The sequence below is a fragment of the Priestia sp. P5 genome (assembly GCF_029522155.1).
Classification (GTDB): Bacteria; Bacillota; Bacilli; order Bacillales; family Bacillaceae_H; genus Priestia; species Priestia megaterium_E.
In genome coordinates this window covers 710,078-734,580 of sequence record NZ_JAKWFJ010000002.1, presented here as the reverse complement: position 1 = coordinate 734,580, position 24,503 = coordinate 710,078, and the positions used below count along the sequence as shown (strand labels likewise).

The window sequence follows — 24,503 nt, the reverse complement described above, 5'->3', positions numbered from 1 at the left end:
TCAACTCTCCCCTCTCCTTGTTCACTTTACGTTAGTATAATACGAATAGCATAATTTTGCTAGCCCTTCTCGGTTTGCTTTGTACTTTTTAGTACGTATCCAACCTTAAAAAGGATGCTGATTTAGCCACTGCCCCCCGTCCATTGTGATACACTCTCCATTGATATAAGACGCTTCATCGGAGAATAAGAAACTGGCTAATCCTGCTATTTCCTCAGGAGTTCCAAGGCGTCCTAATGGTACAGAATTTAATGTACGCGCTTTCATTTTTTCTGACTCAAATAATTTATCGGCTCCTCCTGTTCGCTCGATCGGCCCCGGTGCAATTGCATTCACCCGTATACCATATTTCTTTCCCCACTCTACTGCGAGCGTGCGCGTCATGGTTAAAACTCCTGACTTGGCACAAGCTGAATGAATAACACCTGCTCCTGCATTCCAGGCATATGTAGCCACAATGTTTGTAATGGCCCCTTTTGTATCTTTATCGATCCAATATTTCCCTACTGCGGAACTGCAATAAAATGTACCATTTAATACGATATTAATTACGCTGTTCCATCCGTTAATGGATAAGTCTTCAGCTGCACATATAAAATTGCCTGCAGCATTATTAACTAAAAAATCAATTTGGCCAAATGCCTTGTCCGTTTCTTGAACCATTCGTTCCACATCTTCTGGATTGCGTACATCCATCACCACTGAAAGTACCTGTCCATCAAACGTTTTAATTTCATTTTCTGTCTCTTGTAATCGATCGGCTGACCTACCTGTAATTACCACATGAGCACCTTGTTCTGCAAATCGCTTCGCCATATGTTTTCCCATTCCACTTGAACCGCCAGTAACAATTACGACCTTGTTCTTCAATTTATATTCCTCCCCAAAACGTAAGTGTTTTACAACTATCATTTTACTATTTTTTCTGAATAAAGTGAAACTTTTATCTATTTAACTCAAAAGCAGACTTCTCGTTGTGATGATAAAAAAAACAATGCTATAATGAAAACTTGAAAACTATAAGGAATAGGTTGATTTTGCATGAAAAAGACGTATACAAGACGATCTTTTTTGAAAGGACTAGCGTCTATTTCGTTAGGGTCTTTGCTCACCACGTCTTTTGGGTATACATATGCCAAATATATTGAGCCTAGACGTCTGCAAATTGTTCGTCATACAATTACTTCTAAAAACATTCCGAAAAGCTTTAACGGAATAAAAATTTTACAATTTAGTGATATTCATCTTGGACTCTCTTATGATTTATTACAACTGGAACAGCTTATGGTGACCATAAATAATTTGAAGCCTACTATTATATTATTTACCGGAGATTTAATGGATGTACCTAATGAATACCCGCATCCAGAAAGAATTCCCCCGATTTTACAGAGGCTTCAGGCTCCTCTTGGAAAATATGCCATATATGGTAATCATGATCATGGGGGATATGGAACAAATATCTACAAACAAGCCATTGAAGACGCAGGATTTAGACTTTTAGTAAATGAAGTTGACAGAGTATCCATGCCCGATAAAAGCTACATTCATATTTGTGGACTGGATGATATTATGCTTGGGAACCCACAATATGAAGGAACGCTAGGGCAATTACAGCCGGATATTTTTTCTATTGCTATGATTCATGAACCTGACGTTGCTGTCAAAGCAGCTCCTTTTCCAGTGGATCTTCAGCTCTCCGGCCATAGTCATGGAGGCCAAATTCAAATTCCTTTTTACGGTCCTTTGATTACACCGCCCTTTGGGACGGTTTACCCTGAAGGAATGTACGAAGTTGGAGATTCTAAAATGAAGCTTTATGTGAATAGAGGCTTAGGAACCACTCGCATTCCTTTTCGTTTTTTAGCTACGCCTGAAATTACGCTTTTCACCTTGCAATCAACATAAAAACGCCCTTACAGGGCGTTTTTATGTTGATTGTCTTTTTTTAGCTGATCATGACCGCCTAATTCTAGTCTTAAAGAAATAAACCAGGCTCAAAAGTTTCCGTTCAGCCATACACTACAAAGACAACTGACAAGGAGGTTAAATTATGTACTATCAATATCCCTATACAGGATATCGTAATATTCCAAATGGTGACGAGCGCTTTTTTGGATTTCCTTTTGTTGCTGGCTTAGCTGGTGGGCTGCTTGGCGGACTAGCTGTTGGCGGTTTTGGAGGCAGACCTGGGTGCTGTCCACCACCTTATCCTTATCCAGTTCCTTTTTACGGCGGTGGATTTCCTGGAGGAGGATTTCCTGGAGGAGGCTACCCTGGTGCCGGCTATGGAGGCGGTGCTCCTGTTTATAACACATACTACGGACCTGGATACGGTCCTGTTGGTCCCATTCCTAGATAATAACATGACTAAAAAGCCGAGTATTCGGCTTTTTTTATGTTATTCTTGATTGTTGCAAAGAGCATATTGACAAAAGATCTCTTGACTATTAATAGAGAGCTCATGTTCTTTTTTTATGACGTAATGATAATTCCCTTGTTGGTCTTGTTCTCGTGCTTTTACATTATCAGCAAGCATAACTTGAAGCCACTTCCACACTTTTTTTTTCAAACGTGTATCCAAGATAGGAAATAAAATTTCTACTCGTTTCACCATGTTTCTTGTCATCATATCTGCAGATGAAAAGAAACACTTTTCCTGTTTATTATGATGAAAATAATAGATTCGGCTATGCTCTAAAAATCGTCCGACAATGCTTCTTACTCTTATATTTTCGCTAACGCCTTGAATTTGAGGGCGCAAGCAGCACGCTCCTCTAACAATGAGTTCGATTGTCACACCAGCTATAGAAGCTTCATATAGCTTCATAATTAAAATTTTATCCGTCAATGAGTTCATTTTCCCAATGATTCTTCCATTGCCATACCGTCTGTGATAATGGATTTCCTGATCAATGAGATGCAAAAAATCATTTCTTATATCAAATGGTGAAACGGATAAATGATGATATACTGGTTTTTGCGTATAGCCACTTAAGTAATTAAAAAAATTGGCCGCATCTATCCCGATGTTTCTGTTGACAGTAAAAAGACTTATATCTGTATAGATCTTCGCCGTCGCATCGTTGTAATTCCCGGTGCCAAGATGAACAAATCGCTTAATATGCTCTCCTTCTCTTCTCACCACGAGCGTAATTTTACCATGCGTTTTTAAATGAGGCATTCCATATATCACGTGGCACCCTGCCCGCTCTAGCTCTTTAGCCCATTGCACATTATTCTCTTCATCAAACCTCGCTTTTAGTTCAACTAGTACCGTCACTTGCTTACCTTTTGCAGCTGCTCGTTTTAATGCTTTAATAACGGGAGAATCTCCGCTTACCCTGTATAACGTTTGCTTAATAGCGAGCACATTTTCATCGTCTGCTGCACAGTTAACAAAATCAAGTACCGGCTTAAACGATTCATAAGGATGGTGAAGCAAAATATCTCTTTGCATCATTTGGTCGAAAACATTTTGATCTGGATGTAACTCTGTTGTAAGCTTGGGAATAAAAGCTTTTTCAGCCAACTCTTCATGCGTAGATTTAAGTAATCTATAAAACGAAAATAAACTGGTTAAATCCAGCTGTCCTTCAATCTCATACACATCTTCATCGTCAATTTCAAGTACTGACTTTAAATACGCTAGTACACCCTGATCATATGGCCTCTTAATCTCAAGTCGAACAGCCGCTCCCCATTTTCGCTTCTGTAACTCTTCTTCAATTTCTTTTAGTAAATCTTGAGCGTCTTCTTCGTGAATAGTCATATCTGCGTTGCGGGTAATTCGAAATTGAGAAACGGAAGAAACCCGATATCCCTTAAACAACTTTTTAATAAAATAGGCAATCACATCCTCTAGCAATACAAATAGACGGGTAGAATCTGACGTGGCTATTTCAATGTAGCGCGTTAGCATTGAAGGTACTTGAACGATAGCTAACCTTCCTTTTATCTCGGCAATTTGCTGCTCATCATTTAAATTTTCTGAAAGGACGACTGCTAAGTTCAAGCTTTTATTCATCAACATGGGAAACGGGCGGTAGGCATCAATAGCTATAGGAGTTAATACGGGAAAGATTTGCTCGTCAAAATACTGTTCAAGCTTATCTAGATTTGATTTCTCCAGCTTTTCAACCGTAATGATTTCCACACCGTATTTCTGTAATTCGGGAAGAAGTGTGTGAATATAGGTATCATACTGCTGCTTGACTAGATCGTGGTTTTGTTTGGAGATAGAAAATAGCTGCTGTTTAGGAGTTAAGCCTGCTTTGTTTTCAGGTTTGCTAAATCCAGCTTTCACTTGATCTTTTAATCCGGCTACCCGAATCATAAAAAACTCATCCAGATTTGAACTGAAAATTCCTAGAAATTTAAACCGCTCAAGCAAAGGGTTTTTCGTATCTACTGCTTCTTCCAGCACCCTCTTATTAAAAGCCAGCCAGCTCAATTCACGATTATTGTAATAAGCTGAATCAGCTACTTGTATGGTTTGCTTATAAGTGCGATTACTTTCTAACATTAGCTTCACCTTCCAGGATAATGGATTTAATCTAGTTAGCTATACTGAATATTCTAACCGATCCAGCGTTATTCTAAAGCTTAGTAAATTCAAGAACAATATTTTTTTTCACTACTTTTTCTAGATGCTTTTTCTGTTTTTCAGCCTGATATTGTTCAGGACGAAAGGTTTTTGTACATAATAGTTTAATCGTAACTGTGTTTTCATCGCTTTTCATGTCAATATGTTGAACAACATTTCGCTTTGTTGCATGTAAACCGTCAGCTATTTTTAAAACCGCACCGAGCAGCTGGACTTTTTTTTGTTCTTCTTTTGTTAACCACTTTTTAAAAGGAGCAACATATTGCCTAAAAGAAGACTTCCCTTTATATGAAGAAACAAGCCCCAGCTTTAAACGTTCTCTATGTGAAATACCATCAATTGTACGATTAGCAAGCACATAAAACGTATGCTGGCTGCTTGATTCCGCATCAATATACTTTCCTATATCATACACTTGCGCAGCTTTTATAAGAAGCGCTAAGTCATCCTCTTTTAAATCAACCGGTCCCTGCTCCTTAAGATGCTGAAACATCATACTAGCTGTGCGCGTAAGCTGTTTGACGTAATCTTTACTTACTTCAAACTCTTCCATTATTTCTTGAAAACTTTGCTGTATGACATCGGGGTACATTGGCTGGATATTAGCATCAGACGCTTCCTTAAATAACACCCCTTCTCTTAAGCCTTTGCGGCTTAAGATGAAGCGAGTCGCGTTCACTGTTTCATATAATGATTGAAATACTTCAATCGCTGGCAAAATTGTATCCACGCGATCTTTTGACAAGCGGTCTAGCTTTTGAAGATTGTGATAAGACAATGAGCCTATAGCAGATTTCACATGCAATATATCAGCTAAATTCATTTCATATTGATGCAGACCGGCGAGAGGATAGTGGATAAAACCTTGATGCACTTGCACCATACTTCTTGCGCTTCCTCCAATTGCTACAATCGGAACTTGGCGATTTAAAAGCCACGGGACGGTATGGAAATGCCGGATCACAAAATCTCGGATTTTCATTTTTTCTTCTGCAGTGGGAATATTGCCTTTAACGAACTGCAGACGCAGAGATAAGGCACCGAATGGAAAGCTGTGGTACTGCACTAACTCTCGATTGCGAAAATACGTAACTTCCGTACTTCCCCCGCCAATGTCAATTGTAATGGCTTCTTCGACCGAAGTGGAATGAATAACGGCAACAAAGCCGTAGTACGCTTCTTCATATTCAGACAATAGTTGAATAGAAAAGTCCGTTTCTTTTTTTACAAGCGCTAGAACTTCTTTTGCATTAGCCGCTTGACGGATGGTAGCTGTGGCCACACAGGTAACATGCGGCAGCTGCTGATGCTTGGTAATAACTCCAAACGTTTTAAGCGTATCAAGCAAGGTATATATTCCTTTAGCCGTTAACACTCCTTCTTTACTTAAATAATTTCGAAGCCGTGCAGCTACTTTCACGTTTTCAATTTGCTTAAACCCTCTGCCTTTTTTGTATTCATAAATAACAAGGCGTATCGTATTTGAACCTATATCAATCAGTCCATGCTTATAAGTCAATGTAATTTCAACACCTTTTTCAAAATAACTTTATGCTCACAAAGGTCACTTTTACTTTTTTTAATCGTATACTGTTACAACATAGTCATATATCAAAGGAGCGAAGCTAATGAGATATATAGTAAAGCGCGGTGAAACCTGGCAAAGCGTTTCAGGTGACTACCGGATTCCGGTTGAAGACCTGTGGATGGCTAATCCTTTTGTAAGCCATAGCACGCTGAAGCCTGGGCAAGTAATCATCATTCCAAACCTCCCTGATAAAGAACTCATTCCTTACACGATTCACGTGTTTATTGCTGAAAAACAGCTTGAATTACGAAAAAATAATATCATACAAAAAGTCTATCCCATTGCAGCAGGAAAAATGCTGAGCGCAACCCCTACTGGAGACTTTGTTATCGTTAACCGGGAGCCAAACCCCGGGGGGCCTTTTGGCACAATGTGGCTAAGCTTGTCTAAAAAGTCATATGGCATTCACGGAACAAATGATCCAAGTTCTATTGGAAAAGCCGTATCCAAAGGATGCATTCGCATGTATAATGCCCAAGTAAATGAGCTAGCTCAAATTGTGCCAAATGGGACTGGTGTGTATATTCGACCTTCTCGACGAATGGCTCAGTAGTTCGGGATTTACTAATCAATGATGGCTTAACTGTGCGAGCAGCACTTTTTTTAAAATAGAAAGTATGACGTGCTGTTCCACTTTACTTGTATAAGGAAGCGTAACAAAACAAACCCTATACATAGGAAATTTCATTAATTACCAAAATACTTCTTCGTGTAATTATTTTCAAATGGGACAAGACACGCTATAATGAACGTATCAGCTTTCACCTTATAGGTTGAACAGCTGATATGATAGAAAGGGAGTGAACGTATGTCTCAAGCAAATGGACAAGGCTCTTTGACCCCGTCTGTATCTGAGATTGCACAAGCTATTTTCACTGTAAATCGTCACGCAAAAGCTGCTCCTGATCCTAAGCAGTTATATACGTTAAAGAAAATTGCATTAGATCAACTAATTTTAGAAGGAAAAGCCAAAAAAGAAGGACTTCACTTTTCGCCAAACCCTGGTAAAAGTCAACAAAAATCAGATGTACTTGTATCAGTTGGAGACTACTTTTTCCATATGCCTCCAAAGAAAGAAGACTTCAAAGAGTTATCACACCTCGGCCATTTAAACCATCAGTATCGAAATCCCAAAACGACTATGTCATTATCTTATGCGAAGCGCTTATTATCTAAATATACGGGTCATCTCGTACAGCCGGCCAAAAGCCCTGTTTCGACTCCAAGAAAACGGCAAGCACCTGTGTTTAAACCGCTGGGTAAAAGTTATTTTTAAAAAAGTGCCTGAAGTGGAGCAATCTGCTTTCAGGCACTTTTTTGTCATCCTACAAAATATAGAGATCGATCAACTCAACAAGCTCTCCGATTTCCGGCTTACTTACTTGTCCTTCCGCTCCTACCATTTTTCCCTTGTGACGTAAATCTTCTGTGATAAGAGAAGAGAAGATAATGACTGGAAGTATAGAAAGCTGAGGATTTTCTTTTACTTTTTTAGTTAAATGATGCCCATCCATTTGCGGCATTTCTATATCTGTAATAAGCAGCTGGACTTGATCACTGATTTCCACTCCTTCATCGATCACCGAGCTTAGATAGTTCCATGCTTCCTCGCCGTTCTCAAAAAATTCCGTGTTCTCATAACCTGCTTGTGCAAGAGTATCTTCAATCATTCGGCGCAGCAGCGGCGAGTCTTCAGCCACAACAATCTTTTTATTAGAGCGTTCCCTAGCCCCTAGCTTTTTTATTTTCGACTGATTAATACCCGCATCAGGGTTTACGTCAGAAATCAACTTTTCAAAGTCTAACAGCAGAATCATTTGACCGTTTAATTTCACCACTCCAGTAATCTGCGTTTCCAAACCTTGGTACAAATCTGAAGGCTTCTCAATTTCTTTCCAAGAAATACGGTGAATTTGCGTCACTGCATGGGTATGAAAGACAATTTTTTGCTGATTGAACTCTGTAACAATTAACTTATCCTTCTCCGGCGTATTTGAAGGTTCCATTTTTAACGCTTTTGCTATGTCAAAAACAGGAAGTACTTCCCCTCTTAGCTCTATAATACCTTCTATGTAAGAATGCGCATTTGGAACAGGTGTAATAGATACGGGATTAATAATCTCTCTAACTTTTACTACATTGATGCCAAACCAAACATTTCCTATCTCAAATTCGACAATTTCCAGTTCGTTTGTACCACTTTCTAACAGTATTCCTTTATCTGGATTCATATACTTACTCCTCTCATCTCACCTGCTTATCTAATAGTCCATATTTCCCATTATAGTGACCGCCTCTTATATCCGTAAAGAAAAATTTTCTTATTTTGTTATCCTTTTTCCCTAAAACATATACATAAAATATTGTTTTACGAATTGACAGAATATTATATACTATATAAAAACATGAGCGTCGATCCCTTTCGTCTCATCCTCTGCTCAGTTTTTTACTTACTCTACTTTACTTCTCTATACTAGCTTATGAACTTGAGTCAAACGACTACTCCTATTCGAACGAGGTGTAATTTATGAACAGAGGATTACAAAAAGAAGAAACAAAAAAACGCATCCAAAAAGCCGCTATCTCTTTATTCCAACAGCAGGGATATCAAAAAACGACTGTGTCTCAAATTACCCATGAAGCGGGTGTAGCAAAGGGAACATTTTTTAATTACTTCAAAACGAAAGAAGAAGTTCTTCACTACCTTGGAATTAATTTTACAAACCGTATCTCCTATAAATTAGAACAGCTCCTTAAAACAAAAGAATCAACTGCTGCCATTGTTAAACAACTGTTTTTATTATTAGCACAATCAAACGAAGAAGCGAACCCTCACCTAATCCGTTCCTGGTTTCATATTGCTATTACCAACAGTTCCTTTCAACAATCTGAAATTCTTCAAATTGAAAAAATGCGTGCTCATTTTACAAAAGTTTTTCAAACAGGACAAGACCGAGGTGAACTTATAGTCGATATCCCGGCCGAAGAAATGGCTTCTATTGCTATACTTAACTTTTTTGGCACACTTCTCTACTGGTGTACCAACCAACCCGACTCTACTGCCCTTCAAGAAAGAATAGACAAGTCGGTTACTCTTCTATTTAGAGGGTTTCTTATTCATTCCTAAAAGCCTGTTCACAAATTTTTAACAAGAAATCGAAGATAGCTGTGGACTCTACAGCCAAAACGGTTTATACTACACAAAGTGAATGAATAATCTTAAAAGAAGGTGTTCGTAATATGAAAGGCTCCGTCATTCTTTTTAATGACGATAATGAAATGACCATTATTGAAAACGTAGAAGAAGCTGTATATCAAGATATTAAAGAACAAGAAGGCTCTGATCACTGCGTTGTAACATTGGACGATCATGAAGTTGATTTTGGCTACGTTTCCCCCGTTTATTGGCGTGAAGGCCAAATACACACTGACTAATATACAAGACCTGCATATATATGCAGGTCTTTTTATACGCTTATTTTTTTGAAACTAGAATTGAACGTGAAGCGAGGAACCTCTGATTTCCTAACACATACCTTAGCACATTCGCAGCTAAAAACAGGGTTAACAACTATATAGAAAGGGTACATTTCAAGTAATAGAAGCTGCGTTTTATTTAAAAAAAGGAGGTTTATGTTATGAGTTCTTATCGAAAAAATATGAATCACTATCCTCACTCATCTCAGTACACACCTTACCAACACTATTACGCCAAAGAAGCTGATCGTATTTTAACGGCTATGAGTACAAACTTTAATAAACAGCATTTGAAATCTCTTATCGACGATGCGTTAGATAACAGAGACGAAGAACAATTTTATGAACTAACAACTGCTTATAATAAGCTATATAACACCTAACTTAAAACCACTATTTGCAAAATGCGCAAATAGTGGTTTTTTACCTATTTTCATTGTGATAAAATGAGTTGAAAATACGCGGAAGGATTTGAAACCATGGAGCACTTAATCAATAAACGTGTCAAAGAAATTGAACTATCAGGAATACGTACATTTTATAATATGGTCTCACAATATCAAGATGTTTTATCCCTCACAATTGGACAACCTGACTTCTTAACTCCACAGCATGTAAAAGAAGCGGCAAAATCTGCAATTGATGGTAACCAAACTTCTTATACCCACAATGCTGGAACAATAGAACTGCGCGAGGCAGCAGCTCAATTTGTCAAAGAAAAATATGACTTGCACTATAACCCAGCGGATGAAGTGATTGTGACCATTGGAGCTAGTCAAGCAATTGACATTGCTCTTCGCACCATTTTAGAAGAAGATTCTGAAGTTATTTTACCTGGACCTGTTTACCCAGGATACGAACCGCTTATCCGGTTAAACGGCGCTAAACCTGTACATATTGATACAACCGAAACAGGATTTCGACTAACAGCGGATTTAATCCAACAACATTTGACGTCTAAAACAAGATGCGTCATCTTACCTTATCCGTCTAATCCTACAGGCGTGACGTTGTCACAGCAAGAATTAGAAGAAATTGCCGCTCTTTTAAGCGATAAAAATATTTTTGTACTCTCTGATGAAATATACAGCGAGCTCGTTTTTGATAAAAAACATCAGTCCATTGCCTCCATTTCCTCTATGAGAGAGAAAACAATTGTTATTAACGGAGTATCAAAGTCTCATTCCATGACGGGCTGGCGAATTGGTCTTTTATTTGCTCCTTCTTATTTAGCCAAACATATTTTAAAAGTTCATCAATACAACGTGAGCTGTGCTTCTTCTGTCTCTCAAGCAGCTGCACTCGAGGCACTGACAGCAGGTAAAAACGATGCGGTGGATATGAAAAAAGAATACGAACAAAGACTGAATTATGTGTATGACCGACTAGTAAATATGGGATTTGACGTAGAAAAGCCGACCGGTGCTTTTTATATCTTCCCTTCTATTCAGAACTTCCACAGTAATTCATTTGATTTTGCCCTGGAGTTAGTAAAAGAAGCGGGTGTTGCACTAGTACCCGGCAGCGCTTTTTCTTCCCACGGTGAAGGATATGTCCGCCTGTCGTATGCGTATTCCATGAATACACTGCGTGAAGCTTGTGATCGAATTGAAGCTTATCTTACATCTCGTCAATCACGTTAAGCCGATGATAAAAAGTGTATGCATTTTTTTGTGAGTGACAGCACATAAGAGCGGGTATACTAGAAGCATATAAATTGACTTCAATAGTGTATCATTATAAAATGTGCATCGATTCACTAAAGAAATACATACTTTTAACGGAGGTTTTTATTATGACAAAAGATTTTTTTGATGTGGTAAATGAACGTACATCGATTCGAGAATATGACTCTTCAGCTAAATTAAGCAAAGAAGAATTAACGGAACTTTTAGAAGCAACAGTGAAGTCACCATCAGCTTGGAACTTACAGCACTGGCATTTCGTTGTTATTACAGACCAAGATGCGAAAGAACGTCTACTTCCAATCGCTTACAACCAAAAACAAATTACAGAAGCAGGCGCTGTAGTAGCTGTCTTAGGTGATTTAGAAGCCAATAAAAATGTAGATGACGTGTACAACCCACTAGTCGAAGCAGGTCACATGACAGAAGACGTAAAAAACATTTTGTCAGGACAAATTAACGGCGCTTATAAAAACGGTGCTTTTGCCCGCGATGCCGCGTTTACAAATGCTTCTCTTGCATCTATGACATTCATGCTTGCAGCAAAAGCAAAAGGATATGACACTTGCTCAATGGGCGGATTTAACGCTCAAAAATTTGTAGAAGAATTTAAAATTGAGGATCGATACATTCCGGTTATGCTTATCTCAGTTGGAAAAGCGGCTAAAGAAGCTCACGCTAGCGATCGTTTACCATTAGATCAAGTTACAACTTGGATTTAACAAAAAACCCTGCAGCTGCAGGGTTTTTCTATGTAACTAAATGGATTTTACCATGCCTCCGTCGATTAGAAACGACTGGCCTGTCATATATGAATTCGCTCCCGAAACAAAGAAAGCAACGGCTTTAGCAAACTCTTCAGGCTGACCGTAGCGTTTAAGAGGAATTTGGTTTCTCATCTCTTCTTCAATTTCTGAAACCTCTACTCCCATTTTTTCAGCACGAATGGTATCTAGTTCTTTCACTCGGTCTGTTGCGATTCTTCCGGGAGCAACCGTGTTAATTAAGATACCGTCCTCTGCTAGTTCTGAAGCAAGTGTTTTGGTAAGTCCCACGATTCCTGTACGGAAGGTATTTGACAGAATAAGTCCAGCGATTGGCTCTTTAATGGAAGAAGAAGCAATATTGACGATACGTCCTCCGCTCTTTTTCATAACGGGCACTACCTCACGAATAATACGAATATAGCTGAGAAGATTTAACTCAAACGCATGCTTCCAATCATCATCTGTTAAAGAAAGAAAGTTCCCAGCTTTAGGACCTCCTGTATTATTAATTAAAATATCAATGGTTCCAAACGTATCTACTGTATATTGAATAACATCTTGAATGTCTTGAGTTTTCGTGACATCTGCCGTTTTATGTAACACTTGTCCGCTTCCAAGATATGAAATCTCTTCCGCTACTTGAATTAGTTTCTCTTCTGAGCGACTTGCAATCATAACGTTTGCGCCTTCTTCAGCAAGTCTGGCAGCAATCGCTTTGCCAAGCCCTTGGCTGGCCGCAAATACAAGCGCTGTTTTTCCTTTTAATTCAACATCCATTTCTTTCACCTCGTCTAATAGTTCGAATCTTTTTAACTTTATCACGTTCTCGTCAAATTCTTCAATAAATATGAAATAATTTCTTTTTTCCATATGGTATACTTAATTATCTGAAAATTATTTTCTAAAGGAGGCAAAAAAGCAGTGTATAAAAAGCAATGCTTTGTCTTTCATCAAAATAAGCCTGTAACATGTACATTACGATCATATACATCAAGCGACTTCGATGAGTTGATTCGGATTCAAGAAGAAAGTTTTCCCGCTCCTTTCCCTTCTGAATTATTATGGAGCAAAGATCAGTTAAATAACCATGTTTCCCTTTTTCCCGATGGAGCGCTATGCGTGGAGATAGACGGAACAATATGCGGATCTATCACAAGCGCGATTGTTTCAGTGGAAGGAAATGCGGCTCACACATGGGATGAAGTAACAGGAAGCGGATATATTCATACGCACGATCCTTCTGGTAATACGCTTTATGTAGTGGACGTATGCGTCACTCCTTCGCATCGATCGATGGGGCTTGGGAAGCTGCTTTTGCAGTCTTTATATGAAGTCGTGATTCATTACAAGTTAGAAAGGCTGCTCGGCGGGTGCCGCATCCCTGGATACGCATCAGTGTCTTCCTTGTACACGCCCGTTGAATACATGAACCTTGTATCAGCCGGAACTCTCTACGACCCGGTTATGACCTTTTTAATGCGCTGTGGCAGAACGCCCATTGGTCTCGCAGCAAACTATATTGAAGATGAAGATTCGCACAACTACGCCGTACTAATGGAATGGAAAAATCCATTTTATACAGCTATTCAAAAAGAGGCTGGGACAAAGGTATTTTAGCCCAAGTGAAAAACGAACCGTTAATCAACATGTTTGATTAACGGTTCGTTTTTTTGTGATGGTGAATATAGTTTTATCTGTTTCGTTCCTTCTAGCAGTTGATTGGATTCATTTCTTTATGTCTCAACGTCTTTTTAGATTATTGAACTTCTTCAATGCTCCACTCTAGTTCTTTGTGAGTGAGAACAAGATGCGCCTGCAATTTACTCATCTCTTTGTGCTCAAACCGATCATTATACATTTCATTCATATCGTCAAAATCACCGATTGTATACAAAGGAATTTTAATATCTTTACGGGATTGAACCATATGTTCGAAATCAATAAACAAACCGTCATTCGTTAAAGTAAGAAGCGTATTTGCTAACACGAGCGGCAATATTGGATATTCTAACTTCTTCCTTCTAAATACAAATCTTTTTTGCTTAATTGCTGACATTTTTAACGGAATGATTCGGCTTAAAATATGCTTCATATCATATACATCTCGAAAATAGATTTTGTTATAAAATCCATCATCATGAGCTAAATAAACAAATTGATTACCGAGTTTATTATTAAATGGTGAATTGAGCGGTTTTTTTAAATGACCTAAATACAGCAGCGCTGCAATATCTTGAGGTTCTAACAAATCCAACGAAGATATATCCTCAAAATCAATCCAACAAAAGTCACCATAATTATAAACATCATCCTCTGCTAAAAGATGAATTTGTTCTTCTTCTACGTAGTCCATATGGGTTTGGTAGTGGTAATCACTGTCTTCAAAACCGTGCTTTAACAATAATATATTTGCAAGCGGCGTAGGAAGGGAATGATAAAACTCTTTAAATTCAATTCCATATGTAATAAAGCATTTTTTATTTACATGGCCATTAATATAAACGATATCTCTTATTTCATCTGCTTTACTCAACCGTTCTAACCACCTTATTGATTGATTCTGTGATCGATATGTAACCGTTCTACTGATTTATATATTATACTTCTAAAATAAACAATGTGTAAATATATATTGTTGGCAATTTCTTTTGTATTCACTACCTCTTCTACTGATCATTTTATTTGATAGGAAAGAAAGGTATAGAGCTGATTGTGAATGTGGTAGAATGTGTGTATCTTATTAATTAGCATGTATGAACACGGAGGTATACAAAATGGATGTTCGCCATTTGCATTACTTAACAGAAGTGGCTAAACATAAAAATTTCACAAGAGCTTCTGAAGCGCTGCATATTTCTCAACCTTCTCTCAGTAAAATGGTTAAATCATTAGAAGAAGAGCTCGGCACCCCTTTGTTTGATCGCGCTGGCAAACAAGTTCAGCTTACCGATGCAGGAATAATCGTGTACGAGCAAGCTGAAAGCATTTTATCTTCTCTCCGAGATTTATCGGATTCCCTCTATGATTTAATGCATTTAAAAAGAGGAACCATCAAAATAGGCATTCCCCCTATTATTGGTACATTGTTTTTTCCTACTATCATTAAAGCATTTCGAGAGCAATACCCTGAGATTCATATTCAATTAGTGGAATATGGCGCTAAAAGAATGCAAAAATTTGTGGAACAAGGAGAAGTGGATGTGGGCGTAGTTTTACTTCCAGTTGATGAAAACATGTTTTTTACGACTCCTTTAGCTCGAGAAACACTGCAGCTTGTTGTTCATAAATCTCATCCGTTGGCTCAGCATTCTACGATTTCATTAAAAGAGTTAAAAGACGAAACGCTTATTTCCTTTCATGAAGACTTCACCATGCATGAAATGGTCTATAACGAATGTTTAAAAAATGGATTTACACCTAATATTGCTTTTAAAAGCTCTCAGTGGGACTTCATTGGAGAGCTGGTAGCTGCTAATCTCGGCATTGCTCTTTTCCCTTATTCACTATGTGAAAAGCTTGATTTAGAGCATGTGAAAGTAATTAATCTCGAGAATGCTATTCCATGGGAAATTGCTTTAATCGTTAAAAAAGATCGCTATATCTCTTATGCTACACAGGCTTTTATTGACTATATTAAAAGTACAGTTTAACAAAGCTGAGACAAAAGTAGTTTAATTAAAAATCCGAATGAGTTTGATTCTTGATAGAAAATCAAACTCGTTCGGATTTTTTCATGGCGGTGTAACAAGTCATTCATACTAAATCATTTATCCTATTGGTTCGTTTTGATATGGAATTGTTTTAGGCATGTCTCCATTTCTTTTTTTGATTGCCTTTTATTAAATAGTTACACCTGATATTTCACAAACTCTTTTTTGAAAAGGTTACCAATGCATTTGTAAAGAGATTTCTTTCAACTATAACTAAAAAGAATAGTTATCATAGTTATTATATATTTCATATTATAGTCGTTTTTTTGTAAGATAAGTGTGTAGCATTCATTTACTTAAGTTGTATCCCCATTTGCAAAATCCAAATAGTTTCTCTTTTCCCATGATGGAGTCGTCTTTTCAGCATAGACGACTCCATTATTGTCTCAACAAACTAGGAATGAATGAATAAAAACATAAATAAAGGAGGCTAATCATGAAACTGATTATGGTGATTTTACAGATTTTATTACTAACGGCTCTGTTTTTAATAGGAGAAAGTATTTCACAGTGGTTTGACCTCCCAGTGCCAGGTAGTATCATCGGATTTTTCTTACTGTTTTTCTTACTGTACTTTAAAGTAATTAAATTAAGCTGGGTTGAACAAGGTGGAACACTGTTAGTGGGAGAACTATTACTATTTTTCATACCAGCCGTCGTTGGACTCATCAATTATGGAGATGTATTGATGCATTTTGGAATCCAGATTGTGATTATTATCACAATCAGTACGATTATTGTGATGTCTATAACGGGAATCATTGCAGAACATATTTCAAGAAGAAAGGAAGGTTCGCTAAAATGACATTGCTCACATGGATTGCTCTTCCGCTTACACTGCTCGTTTATGTCGGCACAAAAGTGCTCTATAAAAAATATAAGTCTATGCTAGTTTCCCCTATTTTACTAGCCCCCATTCTTTTAATTGGCATCTTATTAGTAACGAATGGCTCTTATGATCATTATAAGCAAGGTGCCAGTGCTATTAGCTTTATGCTTGGGCCAGCAACCGTTGCTTTTGCTGTTCCTATGTTCAAGTATTTTGATTTACTGAAAAAACATCGTGTTGAAATCAGCTTAAGCGTAGGGCTCGGTACGTTTGCTGCCATGATATCTTCCATGCTGTTAGCATTAGTGTTTCATTTACAATCAACGCTGGTTCATAGCTTGATTCCAAGATCGGTTACGATTCCTATTGCCGTTAATGTATCTCAAACGCTAGGAGGAGATCCGAATATTACCATTATGTTTGTGATTATAACCGGTGTAGTAGGATGTATGGTCGCTCCAAAACTGATTAAGCTCCTCGCACTGCACTCTTCTCTAGCAAGAGGTCTTCTTTTAGGAGTAGCTTCTCATGGGACAGGTACAGCAAGAGCTTTTGAATTTGGAAAAATTGAAGGTACTTTTTCTAGCCTTGGCATGATCGTAGCAGCCCTTCTTACAATGCTGTTTGCGAATATGCTTCTGCCTACTATTTTCGCTTAAAAGATAAAAAAGGTGTGATCATATATGATCACACCTTTTTATTATCCAATATGAAAAGTTGATTTTACGAACTCAATAACTTCTTCCGTAGAAGACATTGATAGAATTGTATCTAAATGAGGTTCGATATCAGCTTTTGATAATTGACGGATTTGAGAACGAGCTTTCAGAATAGATGTTGCACTCATTGAGAATTCATCTAAGCCTAAGCCTAAAAGAATTGGAATTGCAATCTCATCTCCTGCCATCTCTCCGCACATGCCTACCCACTTACCTTCTTTGTGAGCCGCTTTGATTACCATATTCACTAAGCGAAGAATCGCTGGGTTATACGGTTGATATAAATAAGACACGCGCTCATTCATGCGGTCAGCAGCAAGCGTGTATTGAATTAAATCGTTTGTTCCGATAGAGAAGAAATCTACTTCTTTAGCAAATAAATCTGCGATTACCGCTGAAGAAGGAATCTCTACCATCATCCCTACTTCGATGTCTTCCGAAACTTGTACGCCTTCTTGTTGAAGTTTAGCTTTTTCTTCTAAAAGAATAGCTTTTGCTTGACGGAACTCATCAACAGTAGCAATCATAGGAAACATAATTTTCAGATTACCGTATACGCTTGCACGTAGAAGCGCACGAAGCTGTGTACGGAACATGTCTTGCATCTCTAGACATAAGCGAATGGCACGGAATCCTAAGAATGGGTTCATTTCTTTTGGTAGATTTAAATAAGGAAGCTCTTTGTCTCCACCAATGTCAAGAGTACGAACAACCACTGGTTTGCCTTCCATACGTTCAAGAACTGTTTTATAAGAAGTAAACTGCTCTTCTTCCGTCGGAAGCTCTTCGCGGCCCATATATAAGAATTCTGTACGATAAAGTCCAACGCCTTCGCCGCCGTTTTCTAATACGCCTTTTACATCTTCTGGTGTACCAATGTTAGCTGCAAGTTCAACGTGATGATTATCAGCTGAAACCGTTTTTTCATTTACAAGCTTAGCCCACTCAGCTTTTTGTTCTGCATACTCAGCGGCTTTTTTCTCGTAAGCTTTTACTGTTTCTTCGCTTGGGTCAACGATAACTTCGCCATCTAAACCATCAACAATTACTAATACGCCGTTTTGAATGTCTTCCATAACTGTTTTTGTACCTACAACAGCTGGAATCTCCATTGAACGCGCCATAATTGCTGAGTGAGAAGTACGTCCGCCAATATCTGTTGTAAATCCTTTTACGAACTTACGATTTAACTGTGCTGTATCAGACGGCGTTAAATCTTCTGCGATAATGACAACCTCTTCTGAGATTAAGCTTGGATTTGAAACGTTTACACCTAAAAGATGAGCTAATACACGTTTTGTTACGTCACGGATATCAGCAGCACGTTCTTTCATATATTCATTGTCCATTGACTCAAACATATTAATAAACATTGCCGCTACTTCATCAAGTGCATGTTCAGCGTTTACATTTTCATTTGTAATTTTATCTTTAATTGGATTTATAAGTTCAGGATCGCTTAGAACTAATAAGTGAGCTTCAAAGATTTCTGCTTTGTCATCTCCAAGTTCTTTACGAGCGTGCTCTCTAATAATTTCAAGTTCTGATTTTGACTTTTCTAGCGCAGCTTCTAGACGTGCTACTTCTGCTTCAACTTCAGTTACTGATTTTTTTTCAACGGTTAATTCTGGATTTTCTAGACGAAATGCTTTAGCAATAGCAATGCCGCTAGAAGCGGCAATGCCTTGAATTTCCTTTGTCATTATTCGCCTAATCCTTCTTTGCTCATTGTATCTTCAAGAGCAGCAAGTGCATCTGCTTCGTCAGAACCTTCTGCAGAGATAGTGATTGTAGCGCCTTTTTGAATACCTAAAGACATAACGCCCATGATTGATTTTAAGTTTACAGTTTTACCGTTGAATTCTAAGTTGATATCAGAATCAAATTTGCTTGCTGCTTGTACTAAAGTTGTTGCCGGACGTGCGTGAATTCCTGAGTCTGCTGTTACTGTAAATGTTTTTTGTGCCATGTTAAATCAATCTCCTTTTTACTTTGAAATGTTAATAATATTTGCTTCTTGTTGAGAAACTTGGCCCTGCTTTAAGATATCAATTTTTTCATCAGCTTGTAAATTCGTGAAAATAATCGGCGTAATCGTCGACGGCGCATTTTCTTTTACAAAGTCTAAATCAATTTTCAATAGAGGCTGTCCTTTTTTCACTTCATCGCCTTGGGCAACTAAAGCTTCAAAACCTTCGCCTTTTAAATTAACTGTATCAATACCAACGTGAATTAAAATTTCACGTCCAGTCGTTGATTCAATACCTAAAGCATGTTTCGTCGGGAATAAGTTTACTATTTTTCCGTCCACTGGTGCAACTACTGTGCCTGTTTTCGGAATAATTGCAAAACCGTCACCCATTAATTTTTGTGAAAATACCTGATCTGGTACTTCCGATAAAGGTACCAATTCTCCCTCAATCGGTGAAACAATATCATTACCATTATCGCTTCCTACTTCAGATGTTGCAACAGGTTTTTCAATTGTTTTTGTCTCTTCTTTTGTGACAACCGGTGTTTTGCCATTCATAATGTCTTGAATTTGACCTTTTAACGTGTCAGATTTCGGACCGAAAATAGCTTGAATATTGTTACCAACTTCAAGAACACCAGCTGCTCCAAGTTTTTTCAAGCGGTTTTTATCAACATTACCTACATCATCTACTGATACACGCAAACGCGTAATACAAGCATCTAAATGTGTAATGTTTTCTTTACCGCCAAGTGCAGCCAAAATATTTGTCGGAAGCTCTGCTGCTTCTACTGCTACATCTTCTTCTCCCTCTTCTTTATCTTCACGACCCGGTGTTTTTAAGTTAAATTTACGGATTGCAAAGCGGAAACCGAAGTAGTAAATAACTGCTAGAACTAAACCTACTGGAATAACTAGCCACCATGCTGTACGGTTTTGCATAACTCCAAATAGAACGTAATCGATAACCCCACCTGAGAATGTCATACCGATTTTAACATTTAATAATTGCATAACCATAAATGATAAACCAGCAAATACTGCGTGAATTGCAAATAGTACTGGTGCTACGAATAAGAATGAGAACTCAAGCGGCTCTGTAATACCCGTTAAGAAAGATGTTAAAGCAGCTGAACCCATGATACCAGCTACATATTTTTTGTTTTCAGGACGAGCTTCGTGATAAATCGCAAGAGCTGCTGCTGGCAGTCCGAACATCATGAACGGGAATTTACCAACTTGGAATGTTCCTGCTGTTAAAGGCACGCCATCTGCTAATTGAGCAAAGAAAATCTTTTGGTCACCGTGAATATGTTGACCTGCTTTATTAACGTAATCACCAAACTCAAACCAGAACGGAGAGTAGAAAATGTGATGAAGTCCAAATGGAATTAATGAACGTTCAATCAATCCAAATACAAAAGCTGATAAAGTTGGGTTTGCATCAATCATGTTAGTAGAGAAAGCATTTAATCCGCTTTGAATTGGCGGCCAAATGAAAATCATAATAACACCTAAAACAATTGAAAATACCCCAGTAATGATTGGTACAAATCGTTTTCCTGCAAAGAACCCTAAATAAGATGGTAATTCAATATTGAAATAACGATTATACATGGATGAAGCTAAAATACCTACTATGATACCCCCGAATACACCTGTAGCTAACGTAGGAATTCCTAAGATGCTAGTGTAAGCTGGATTGGCACCCATTTTGTCAGGATCTAGTTGTCCTGTAGCAACTAAGATTGTGCTCATCGTTTTGTTCATAATTAAGTAGCCTACGATTGCAGCAATACCTGCTACACCGTCACCACCAGCTAAACCAACGGCAACACCAACGGCAAACAATAGCGATAAGTTGTCAAATACAATTTGACCTGCTTGCGACAAAACATTTGAAACCAATTGAACCCAGTCTGCACCAAGTGCCGGTACTGCATCCAACAATGTAGGGTTTTGAAGCGCTGTCCCTACCCCAAGTAAAATCCCTGCTGCCGGTAAAATCGCAACCGGTAACATAAGCGCTTTTCCGACTTTTTGTAATACTCCAAAAAGTTTTTTAAACATGGCGCTTACCTCCTTTTATATATTTAGTGTGCAACAAGCTATTTATTTGATACGTGAATCATTAACGCGCTTTCATAAAACGCTTTCTTTAACTAGAAAACTCATTACATCTCCTGGTGTCCTGAAGCCTAAGCTTTAAATGATTGCGCTTTCTTATAACAAAAAAAGGCATGAGGAAAAAGAAACGATAAATGGATACACTCATCCAATTACACATCGCTTCATTTCTCACTCATGCCTGATCGTATCAGTAACACGTATTGAAATGATTTTATAAATCCGTTTTTGTTATAAGTCGCTGCAGATGCATCGTTAAGTAAACTGCTTCTGCTTCATACACAGGTAAATGTAACGCTTGCTGCATTACTTTTATCACTTTCCAAGACACATTGTAACACAGGGGATATTCTTCTTTCAATAGCAAAGCAATTTTTTTTGGCTCTTCTATTTTTTCTCCTGTTTTTACTCGATCAATAGCAAAATGCAAATGACGAATCAATCTCATATAGTGCACAGATTCTTTGTCTACCTGCAGATGAAGCGACTCTTCAATCACATTAATAATCGTTTGAATAAGCTGCGAGTCTTGATTCACTTCCAGCAGGTTTTTTTCAGTCAGCGCACTGTGGATATGAAGCGCAATAAAACCAATCTCTCCTACTGGAAGCTGCACGCCTATTTTGCGACTAATAATTTCTACCACTTCAGATGCGATCGTATATTCCTCTGGATATAAAGCTTTTGTTTCAAGTAAAAATGGATTTTTAAGCCCCATTCCCTGCTGAAAACGTTTTATCGCAAACGCGATATGATCCGTTAATGAAATGTGTATATGCTCATTCAAAGGAATGTTAACACGCTTTTGAATGTGGGTTACAATATCATTCATCATTTCAATCACGTCTTCATCCACCTGAGCTAAGAGCTGCTTGTACTGTTCTTGCTCTTCTTCACTCTTTAACAAAAACATTTTCTCCACGGCTTTTGCATCGATTTCATCGCCTTTTTTCTTATTAAACCCTATTCCTTTCCCAATTAGCACAACTTCATCATAGGTAAGGTGTTTAGCAATTAATACATTATTATTAAGTACCTTTTCTACAAAAAAGGACTCTTTCACGAATCCTTCACTCCCCTGTTTCGGCTTTCTATTATTTGCTTTCCTATCTTACAAATAATACGCATAACCGTCAATTCATTTTTCTTTGTTTCAAATATTATTGAACTAAACTATTTGAGTTACGTATTATCTTAGTAGTTCTTCGCTGGAAACGCAACGTCTTTTTTGCTCGTCCCATAACAATTTTTCATAATAAAGTTTTGAAGCATAACGCTCAGAATGAATGCAACCGCTTGTAGAAGCGTAAAAAGAACAAGTGAAGTGGTAATAGATACCAGCAAAATCCCATAGTGAATCAGCAAAATATCTACTATACGCAGCCCCGCTATAATCATTCCAGCTCCAACAAAAAATTCTTTGGCTACACTCCAAACGAGGAGAATCGTAACAACACAAACGTAAATCATCGTTGCATTTACGGAATCATGAGTAGCCGACGCAAACCATCCCGTATAAAACCAATTATTATGAAAATATGCTAACAGCATAAACATAATAGTAGAAGTAATGGCGAGCATCCCGAGAAAAAATGTAGCGTAATGCACAAATGTCATATACCGTTCTGTTAGCCATACATACCAAATCTTTGAAATGCTAAAGCCTATAGTCATTAAAACGCCTGTATAAACTGTTTTCCACCAGTGATGTTCATAAATATGCCAGTGTAAAAATAATTCTTCAATCCCCATAAATATAGCTGAAATGAATAAAATATAGCGGAATTTTAATTGATAAGCAGCTACCACCATAGCCATGATTGGAAAAGCAAACGCTTGAGAAGTTAAGGAACCAAACAAATTATCAAAATATTCATTGGTCATAAAATCAGGATCGTAATCGTAACTTTCAAACAACACAAATACAACATATTCTAGTACATAAGCCATTCCAATGATAAAAAAAAGCAAAACAACTAGCTTTTTATCTTTTTTACGTATGAATACTGTAAGCAAAACGGCTGTGCTGATAATAATCAATGCAAAAAAAGCAGTATAATGAGGCATAGACGTCTCCCTTTTACGACCTAATTATTACTTAGAGTAAGACGTTTTAGCCAAATTATACATAGCTAGCTTCTATTCAAAAGAGCTTGAGACATAACTACATCAATCCAATCTAAAGGCGAACAAACGGGATACATAAGATAGTATGGATCGCTTTTTACACTGCAATTGATTTCCGTGCAAGACTTCGCTTTCCGCGCGCGGCCGCTGAGCCTCCTCGTCGCTTCCGCTTCTGAGGGGTCACACTTCTTCCGCTTTTCCTGCAGGAGTCTTTGCCTTACCCTTTAGTTAGAAGCCACCATATAAATGAAACCTACGTTCACCCTACTAATGAAAAGATCCGAACGATTCATCGTTCGGATCTTCCTTCAACTAACATACTTTTGTTTCAGCCTCTTTTAACTCTTCAGCTTATAAAAACTGGAATGGTCTCTATTATCCTTCAATCATTTTTGAAAGGTTAGCCATTTCGATAGCTGATGCTGCAGCTTCCCATCCTTTATTTCCTGCTTTTGTTCCTGCACGCTCAATTGCTTGCTCAATTGTTTCAGTTGTTAATACACCAAAGATAATTGGCACGCCTGTTTGTAAGCTTTGAGATGCAACACCTTTTGCTACTTCATTACATACAAAATCAAAGTGTGGAGTAGCTCCTCGAATAACGGTGCCTAGCGTAATAACTGCATCATATTTTTTAGATTCAGCTAATTTTTTGGCGATTAATGGGATTTCATAAGCGCCCGGCACCCAAGCCACGTCTACATCTTCATCAGCTACGCCGTGACGTTTGAGCGCATCTTCTGCGCCACTAAGTAAACGGCCTGTAATAAATTCATTAAAACGCCCTACCACGATTCCGATTTTTAATCCTGTGCCTACTAAATTTCCTTCATATAAATGATTCATCTTTTGTTCCTCCTGCTAGTAGTAATGTATAGTTATTTACATTTCTTTTC

Annotated in this window: 25 protein-coding genes; 13 read left to right on the top strand and 12 right to left on the bottom strand. The window is 37.9% G+C overall.

Features of this window, described 5'->3' with window-relative positions; all coding sequences use genetic code 11:
- Positions 1–105: 105 nt before the first annotated feature.
- On the bottom strand, positions 106–870 hold the full coding sequence (fadH, locus tag MMB69_RS20480) for a 2,4-dienoyl-CoA reductase (RefSeq protein WP_277448362.1): 765 nt from the start codon (positions 868–870) through the stop codon (positions 106–108).
- 171 nt (positions 871–1,041) lie between these two features.
- On the opposite strand from fadH, the gene MMB69_RS20475 reads away from it, so the two are divergent.
- Together MMB69_RS20475 and MMB69_RS27335 are read left to right on the top strand one after the other, a co-directional pair.
- A complete protein-coding gene (locus tag MMB69_RS20475; protein WP_221785662.1) occupies positions 1,042–1,908 on the top strand; it encodes a metallophosphoesterase in 867 nt (288 codons plus the stop codon).
- Positions 1,909–2,053: 145 nt separating this feature from the next.
- Positions 2,054–2,362 carry a hypothetical protein gene (locus tag MMB69_RS27335; protein ID WP_075420657.1) on the top strand — a complete coding sequence of 103 codons (309 nt, stop codon included), beginning with the start codon at positions 2,054–2,056 and terminating at the stop codon, positions 2,360–2,362.
- A 39-nt stretch (positions 2,363–2,401) separates the two neighbouring features.
- Here MMB69_RS27335 and MMB69_RS20465 read toward each other — a convergent pair whose 3' ends face one another.
- Positions 2,402–4,525 (bottom strand): RNA degradosome polyphosphate kinase, encoded by a 2,124-nt coding sequence (locus tag MMB69_RS20465; RefSeq protein ID WP_221812803.1) that lies wholly within the window; start codon positions 4,523–4,525, stop codon positions 2,402–2,404.
- A 73-nt stretch (positions 4,526–4,598) separates the two neighbouring features.
- The gene (locus MMB69_RS20460; protein WP_277448361.1) at positions 4,599–6,125 is read right to left on the bottom strand and encodes a Ppx/GppA family phosphatase; all 1,527 of its coding nucleotides are present in this window, start codon (positions 6,123–6,125) and stop codon (positions 4,599–4,601) included.
- A gap of 109 nt (positions 6,126–6,234) precedes the next feature.
- Between MMB69_RS20460 and MMB69_RS20455 the strand changes: the two genes are divergently transcribed.
- A complete protein-coding gene (locus MMB69_RS20455; protein ID WP_221785665.1) occupies positions 6,235–6,747 on the top strand; it encodes a L,D-transpeptidase family protein in 513 nt (170 codons plus the stop codon).
- Positions 6,748–7,002: 255 nt separating this feature from the next.
- Positions 7,003–7,470, top strand: coding sequence for a YkyB family protein (locus tag MMB69_RS20450; protein ID WP_013056025.1), 468 nt, complete (start codon positions 7,003–7,005; stop codon positions 7,468–7,470).
- Between the two features lie 49 nt (positions 7,471–7,519).
- Here the strand turns inward: MMB69_RS20450 and MMB69_RS20445 are convergent, their stop codons facing one another.
- The gene (locus tag MMB69_RS20445) at positions 7,520–8,425 is read right to left on the bottom strand and encodes a chemotaxis protein (protein WP_221785666.1); all 906 of its coding nucleotides are present in this window, start codon (positions 8,423–8,425) and stop codon (positions 7,520–7,522) included.
- Between the two features lie 296 nt (positions 8,426–8,721).
- Here MMB69_RS20445 and MMB69_RS20440 point away from each other — a divergent pair, with 296 nt between their 5' ends.
- The 5 genes from MMB69_RS20440 (at position 8,722) to MMB69_RS20420 (ending at position 12,078) form a co-directional block, all read left to right on the top strand.
- On the top strand, positions 8,722–9,321 hold the full coding sequence (locus tag MMB69_RS20440; RefSeq protein WP_277448360.1) for a TetR/AcrR family transcriptional regulator: 600 nt from the start codon (positions 8,722–8,724) through the stop codon (positions 9,319–9,321).
- A 113-nt stretch (positions 9,322–9,434) separates the two neighbouring features.
- Positions 9,435–9,629, top strand: coding sequence for a hypothetical protein (locus tag MMB69_RS20435; protein WP_013056022.1), 195 nt, complete (start codon positions 9,435–9,437; stop codon positions 9,627–9,629).
- A gap of 203 nt (positions 9,630–9,832) precedes the next feature.
- The gene (locus MMB69_RS20430) at positions 9,833–10,054 is read left to right on the top strand and encodes an IDEAL domain-containing protein (RefSeq protein ID WP_028414125.1); all 222 of its coding nucleotides are present in this window, start codon (positions 9,833–9,835) and stop codon (positions 10,052–10,054) included.
- A 96-nt stretch (positions 10,055–10,150) separates the two neighbouring features.
- A complete protein-coding gene (locus tag MMB69_RS20425; RefSeq protein ID WP_016763417.1) occupies positions 10,151–11,314 on the top strand; it encodes an aminotransferase A in 1,164 nt (387 codons plus the stop codon).
- A 152-nt stretch (positions 11,315–11,466) separates the two neighbouring features.
- Positions 11,467–12,078: a nitroreductase family protein gene (locus MMB69_RS20420; RefSeq protein ID WP_014461024.1), complete on the top strand. Its 612-nt coding sequence runs from the start codon at positions 11,467–11,469 to the stop codon at positions 12,076–12,078.
- Positions 12,079–12,114: 36 nt separating this feature from the next.
- On the opposite strand, the gene MMB69_RS20415 is transcribed toward MMB69_RS20420, so the two are convergent.
- The gene (locus MMB69_RS20415) at positions 12,115–12,900 is read right to left on the bottom strand and encodes an SDR family oxidoreductase (protein WP_221785669.1); all 786 of its coding nucleotides are present in this window, start codon (positions 12,898–12,900) and stop codon (positions 12,115–12,117) included.
- Positions 12,901–13,044: 144 nt separating this feature from the next.
- Here MMB69_RS20415 and MMB69_RS20410 point away from each other — a divergent pair, with 144 nt between their 5' ends.
- On the top strand, positions 13,045–13,740 hold the full coding sequence (locus tag MMB69_RS20410; protein ID WP_221785670.1) for a GNAT family N-acetyltransferase: 696 nt from the start codon (positions 13,045–13,047) through the stop codon (positions 13,738–13,740).
- Positions 13,741–13,879: 139 nt separating this feature from the next.
- Here MMB69_RS20410 and MMB69_RS20405 read toward each other — a convergent pair whose 3' ends face one another.
- Positions 13,880–14,656: a hypothetical protein gene (locus MMB69_RS20405; RefSeq protein WP_033578396.1), complete on the bottom strand. Its 777-nt coding sequence runs from the start codon at positions 14,654–14,656 to the stop codon at positions 13,880–13,882.
- A 241-nt stretch (positions 14,657–14,897) separates the two neighbouring features.
- Here MMB69_RS20405 and MMB69_RS20400 point away from each other — a divergent pair, with 241 nt between their 5' ends.
- The 3 genes from MMB69_RS20400 to MMB69_RS20390 all read left to right on the top strand — a co-directional run bounded on the left by MMB69_RS20400 (position 14,898) and on the right by MMB69_RS20390 (position 17,321).
- Positions 14,898–15,773 (top strand): LysR family transcriptional regulator, encoded by an 876-nt coding sequence (locus MMB69_RS20400; RefSeq protein WP_013056015.1) that lies wholly within the window; start codon positions 14,898–14,900, stop codon positions 15,771–15,773.
- Between the two features lie 496 nt (positions 15,774–16,269).
- Entirely contained in the window at positions 16,270–16,638 is a 369-nt protein-coding gene (locus MMB69_RS20395; protein WP_013082263.1) for a CidA/LrgA family holin-like protein, read from the top strand.
- Positions 16,635–17,321, top strand: a complete 687-nt coding sequence (locus MMB69_RS20390; protein WP_013056013.1) for an LrgB family protein — start codon at positions 16,635–16,637, stop codon at positions 17,319–17,321. Before MMB69_RS20395 ends, MMB69_RS20390 begins: the two co-directional genes overlap by 4 nt.
- 41 nt (positions 17,322–17,362) lie before the next feature.
- Here MMB69_RS20390 and ptsP read toward each other — a convergent pair whose 3' ends face one another.
- From ptsP to ribH, 6 genes are all read right to left on the bottom strand, one after another.
- Positions 17,363–19,084, bottom strand: coding sequence for a phosphoenolpyruvate--protein phosphotransferase (ptsP, locus tag MMB69_RS20385; RefSeq protein WP_277448357.1), 1,722 nt, complete (start codon positions 19,082–19,084; stop codon positions 17,363–17,365).
- Entirely contained in the window at positions 19,084–19,350 is a 267-nt protein-coding gene (locus MMB69_RS20380) for a phosphocarrier protein HPr (protein WP_013056011.1), read from the bottom strand. The genes ptsP and MMB69_RS20380 overlap by 1 nt, the downstream gene beginning before the upstream one ends.
- 18 nt (positions 19,351–19,368) lie before the next feature.
- The gene (gene ptsG / locus MMB69_RS20375) at positions 19,369–21,423 is read right to left on the bottom strand and encodes a glucose-specific PTS transporter subunit IIBC (protein WP_098900754.1); all 2,055 of its coding nucleotides are present in this window, start codon (positions 21,421–21,423) and stop codon (positions 19,369–19,371) included.
- A gap of 271 nt (positions 21,424–21,694) precedes the next feature.
- Entirely contained in the window at positions 21,695–22,543 is an 849-nt protein-coding gene (gene glcT, locus MMB69_RS20370) for a glucose PTS transporter transcription antiterminator GlcT (protein ID WP_013056009.1), read from the bottom strand.
- Positions 22,544–22,674: 131 nt separating this feature from the next.
- Positions 22,675–23,547, bottom strand: a complete 873-nt coding sequence (locus tag MMB69_RS20365) for a hypothetical protein (protein WP_221812805.1) — start codon at positions 23,545–23,547, stop codon at positions 22,675–22,677.
- 435 nt (positions 23,548–23,982) lie between these two features.
- Positions 23,983–24,453 (bottom strand): 6,7-dimethyl-8-ribityllumazine synthase, encoded by a 471-nt coding sequence (gene ribH, locus MMB69_RS20360; RefSeq protein WP_013056007.1) that lies wholly within the window; start codon positions 24,451–24,453, stop codon positions 23,983–23,985.
- Positions 24,454–24,503: the final 50 nt, after the last annotated feature.

What these genes read in the sequence shown, in the direction of transcription:
- MMB69_RS20475 (WP_221785662.1), top strand. Translation starts at nt 1,042, where the DNA reads ATGAAAAAGACGTATACAAGACGATCTTTTTTGAAAGGACTAGCGTCT.
- MMB69_RS27335 (WP_075420657.1), top strand. Translation starts at nt 2,054, where the DNA reads ATGTACTATCAATATCCCTATACAGGATATCGTAATATTCCAAATGGT.
- MMB69_RS20465 (WP_221812803.1), bottom strand. Translation starts at nt 4,525, where the DNA reads ATGTTAGAAAGTAATCGCACTTATAAGCAAACCATACAAGTAGCTGAT.
- MMB69_RS20455 (WP_221785665.1), top strand. Translation starts at nt 6,235, where the DNA reads ATGAGATATATAGTAAAGCGCGGTGAAACCTGGCAAAGCGTTTCAGGT.
- MMB69_RS20450 (WP_013056025.1), top strand. Translation starts at nt 7,003, where the DNA reads ATGTCTCAAGCAAATGGACAAGGCTCTTTGACCCCGTCTGTATCTGAG.
- MMB69_RS20445 (WP_221785666.1), bottom strand. Translation starts at nt 8,425, where the DNA reads ATGAATCCAGATAAAGGAATACTGTTAGAAAGTGGTACAAACGAACTG.
- MMB69_RS20440 (WP_277448360.1), top strand. Translation starts at nt 8,722, where the DNA reads ATGAACAGAGGATTACAAAAAGAAGAAACAAAAAAACGCATCCAAAAA.
- MMB69_RS20435 (WP_013056022.1), top strand. Translation starts at nt 9,435, where the DNA reads ATGAAAGGCTCCGTCATTCTTTTTAATGACGATAATGAAATGACCATT.
- MMB69_RS20430 (WP_028414125.1), top strand. Translation starts at nt 9,833, where the DNA reads ATGAGTTCTTATCGAAAAAATATGAATCACTATCCTCACTCATCTCAG.
- MMB69_RS20425 (WP_016763417.1), top strand. Translation starts at nt 10,151, where the DNA reads ATGGAGCACTTAATCAATAAACGTGTCAAAGAAATTGAACTATCAGGA.
- MMB69_RS20420 (WP_014461024.1), top strand. Translation starts at nt 11,467, where the DNA reads ATGACAAAAGATTTTTTTGATGTGGTAAATGAACGTACATCGATTCGA.
- MMB69_RS20415 (WP_221785669.1), bottom strand. Translation starts at nt 12,900, where the DNA reads ATGGATGTTGAATTAAAAGGAAAAACAGCGCTTGTATTTGCGGCCAGC.
- MMB69_RS20400 (WP_013056015.1), top strand. Translation starts at nt 14,898, where the DNA reads ATGGATGTTCGCCATTTGCATTACTTAACAGAAGTGGCTAAACATAAA.
- MMB69_RS20395 (WP_013082263.1), top strand. Translation starts at nt 16,270, where the DNA reads ATGAAACTGATTATGGTGATTTTACAGATTTTATTACTAACGGCTCTG.
- MMB69_RS20390 (WP_013056013.1), top strand. Translation starts at nt 16,635, where the DNA reads ATGACATTGCTCACATGGATTGCTCTTCCGCTTACACTGCTCGTTTAT.
- ptsP (WP_277448357.1), bottom strand. Translation starts at nt 19,084, where the DNA reads ATGACAAAGGAAATTCAAGGCATTGCCGCTTCTAGCGGCATTGCTATT.
- MMB69_RS20380 (WP_013056011.1), bottom strand. Translation starts at nt 19,350, where the DNA reads ATGGCACAAAAAACATTTACAGTAACAGCAGACTCAGGAATTCACGCA.
- ptsG (WP_098900754.1), bottom strand. Translation starts at nt 21,423, where the DNA reads ATGTTTAAAAAACTTTTTGGAGTATTACAAAAAGTCGGAAAAGCGCTT.
- MMB69_RS20365 (WP_221812805.1), bottom strand. Translation starts at nt 23,547, where the DNA reads ATGCCTCATTATACTGCTTTTTTTGCATTGATTATTATCAGCACAGCC.
- ribH (WP_013056007.1), bottom strand. Translation starts at nt 24,453, where the DNA reads ATGAATCATTTATATGAAGGAAATTTAGTAGGCACAGGATTAAAAATC.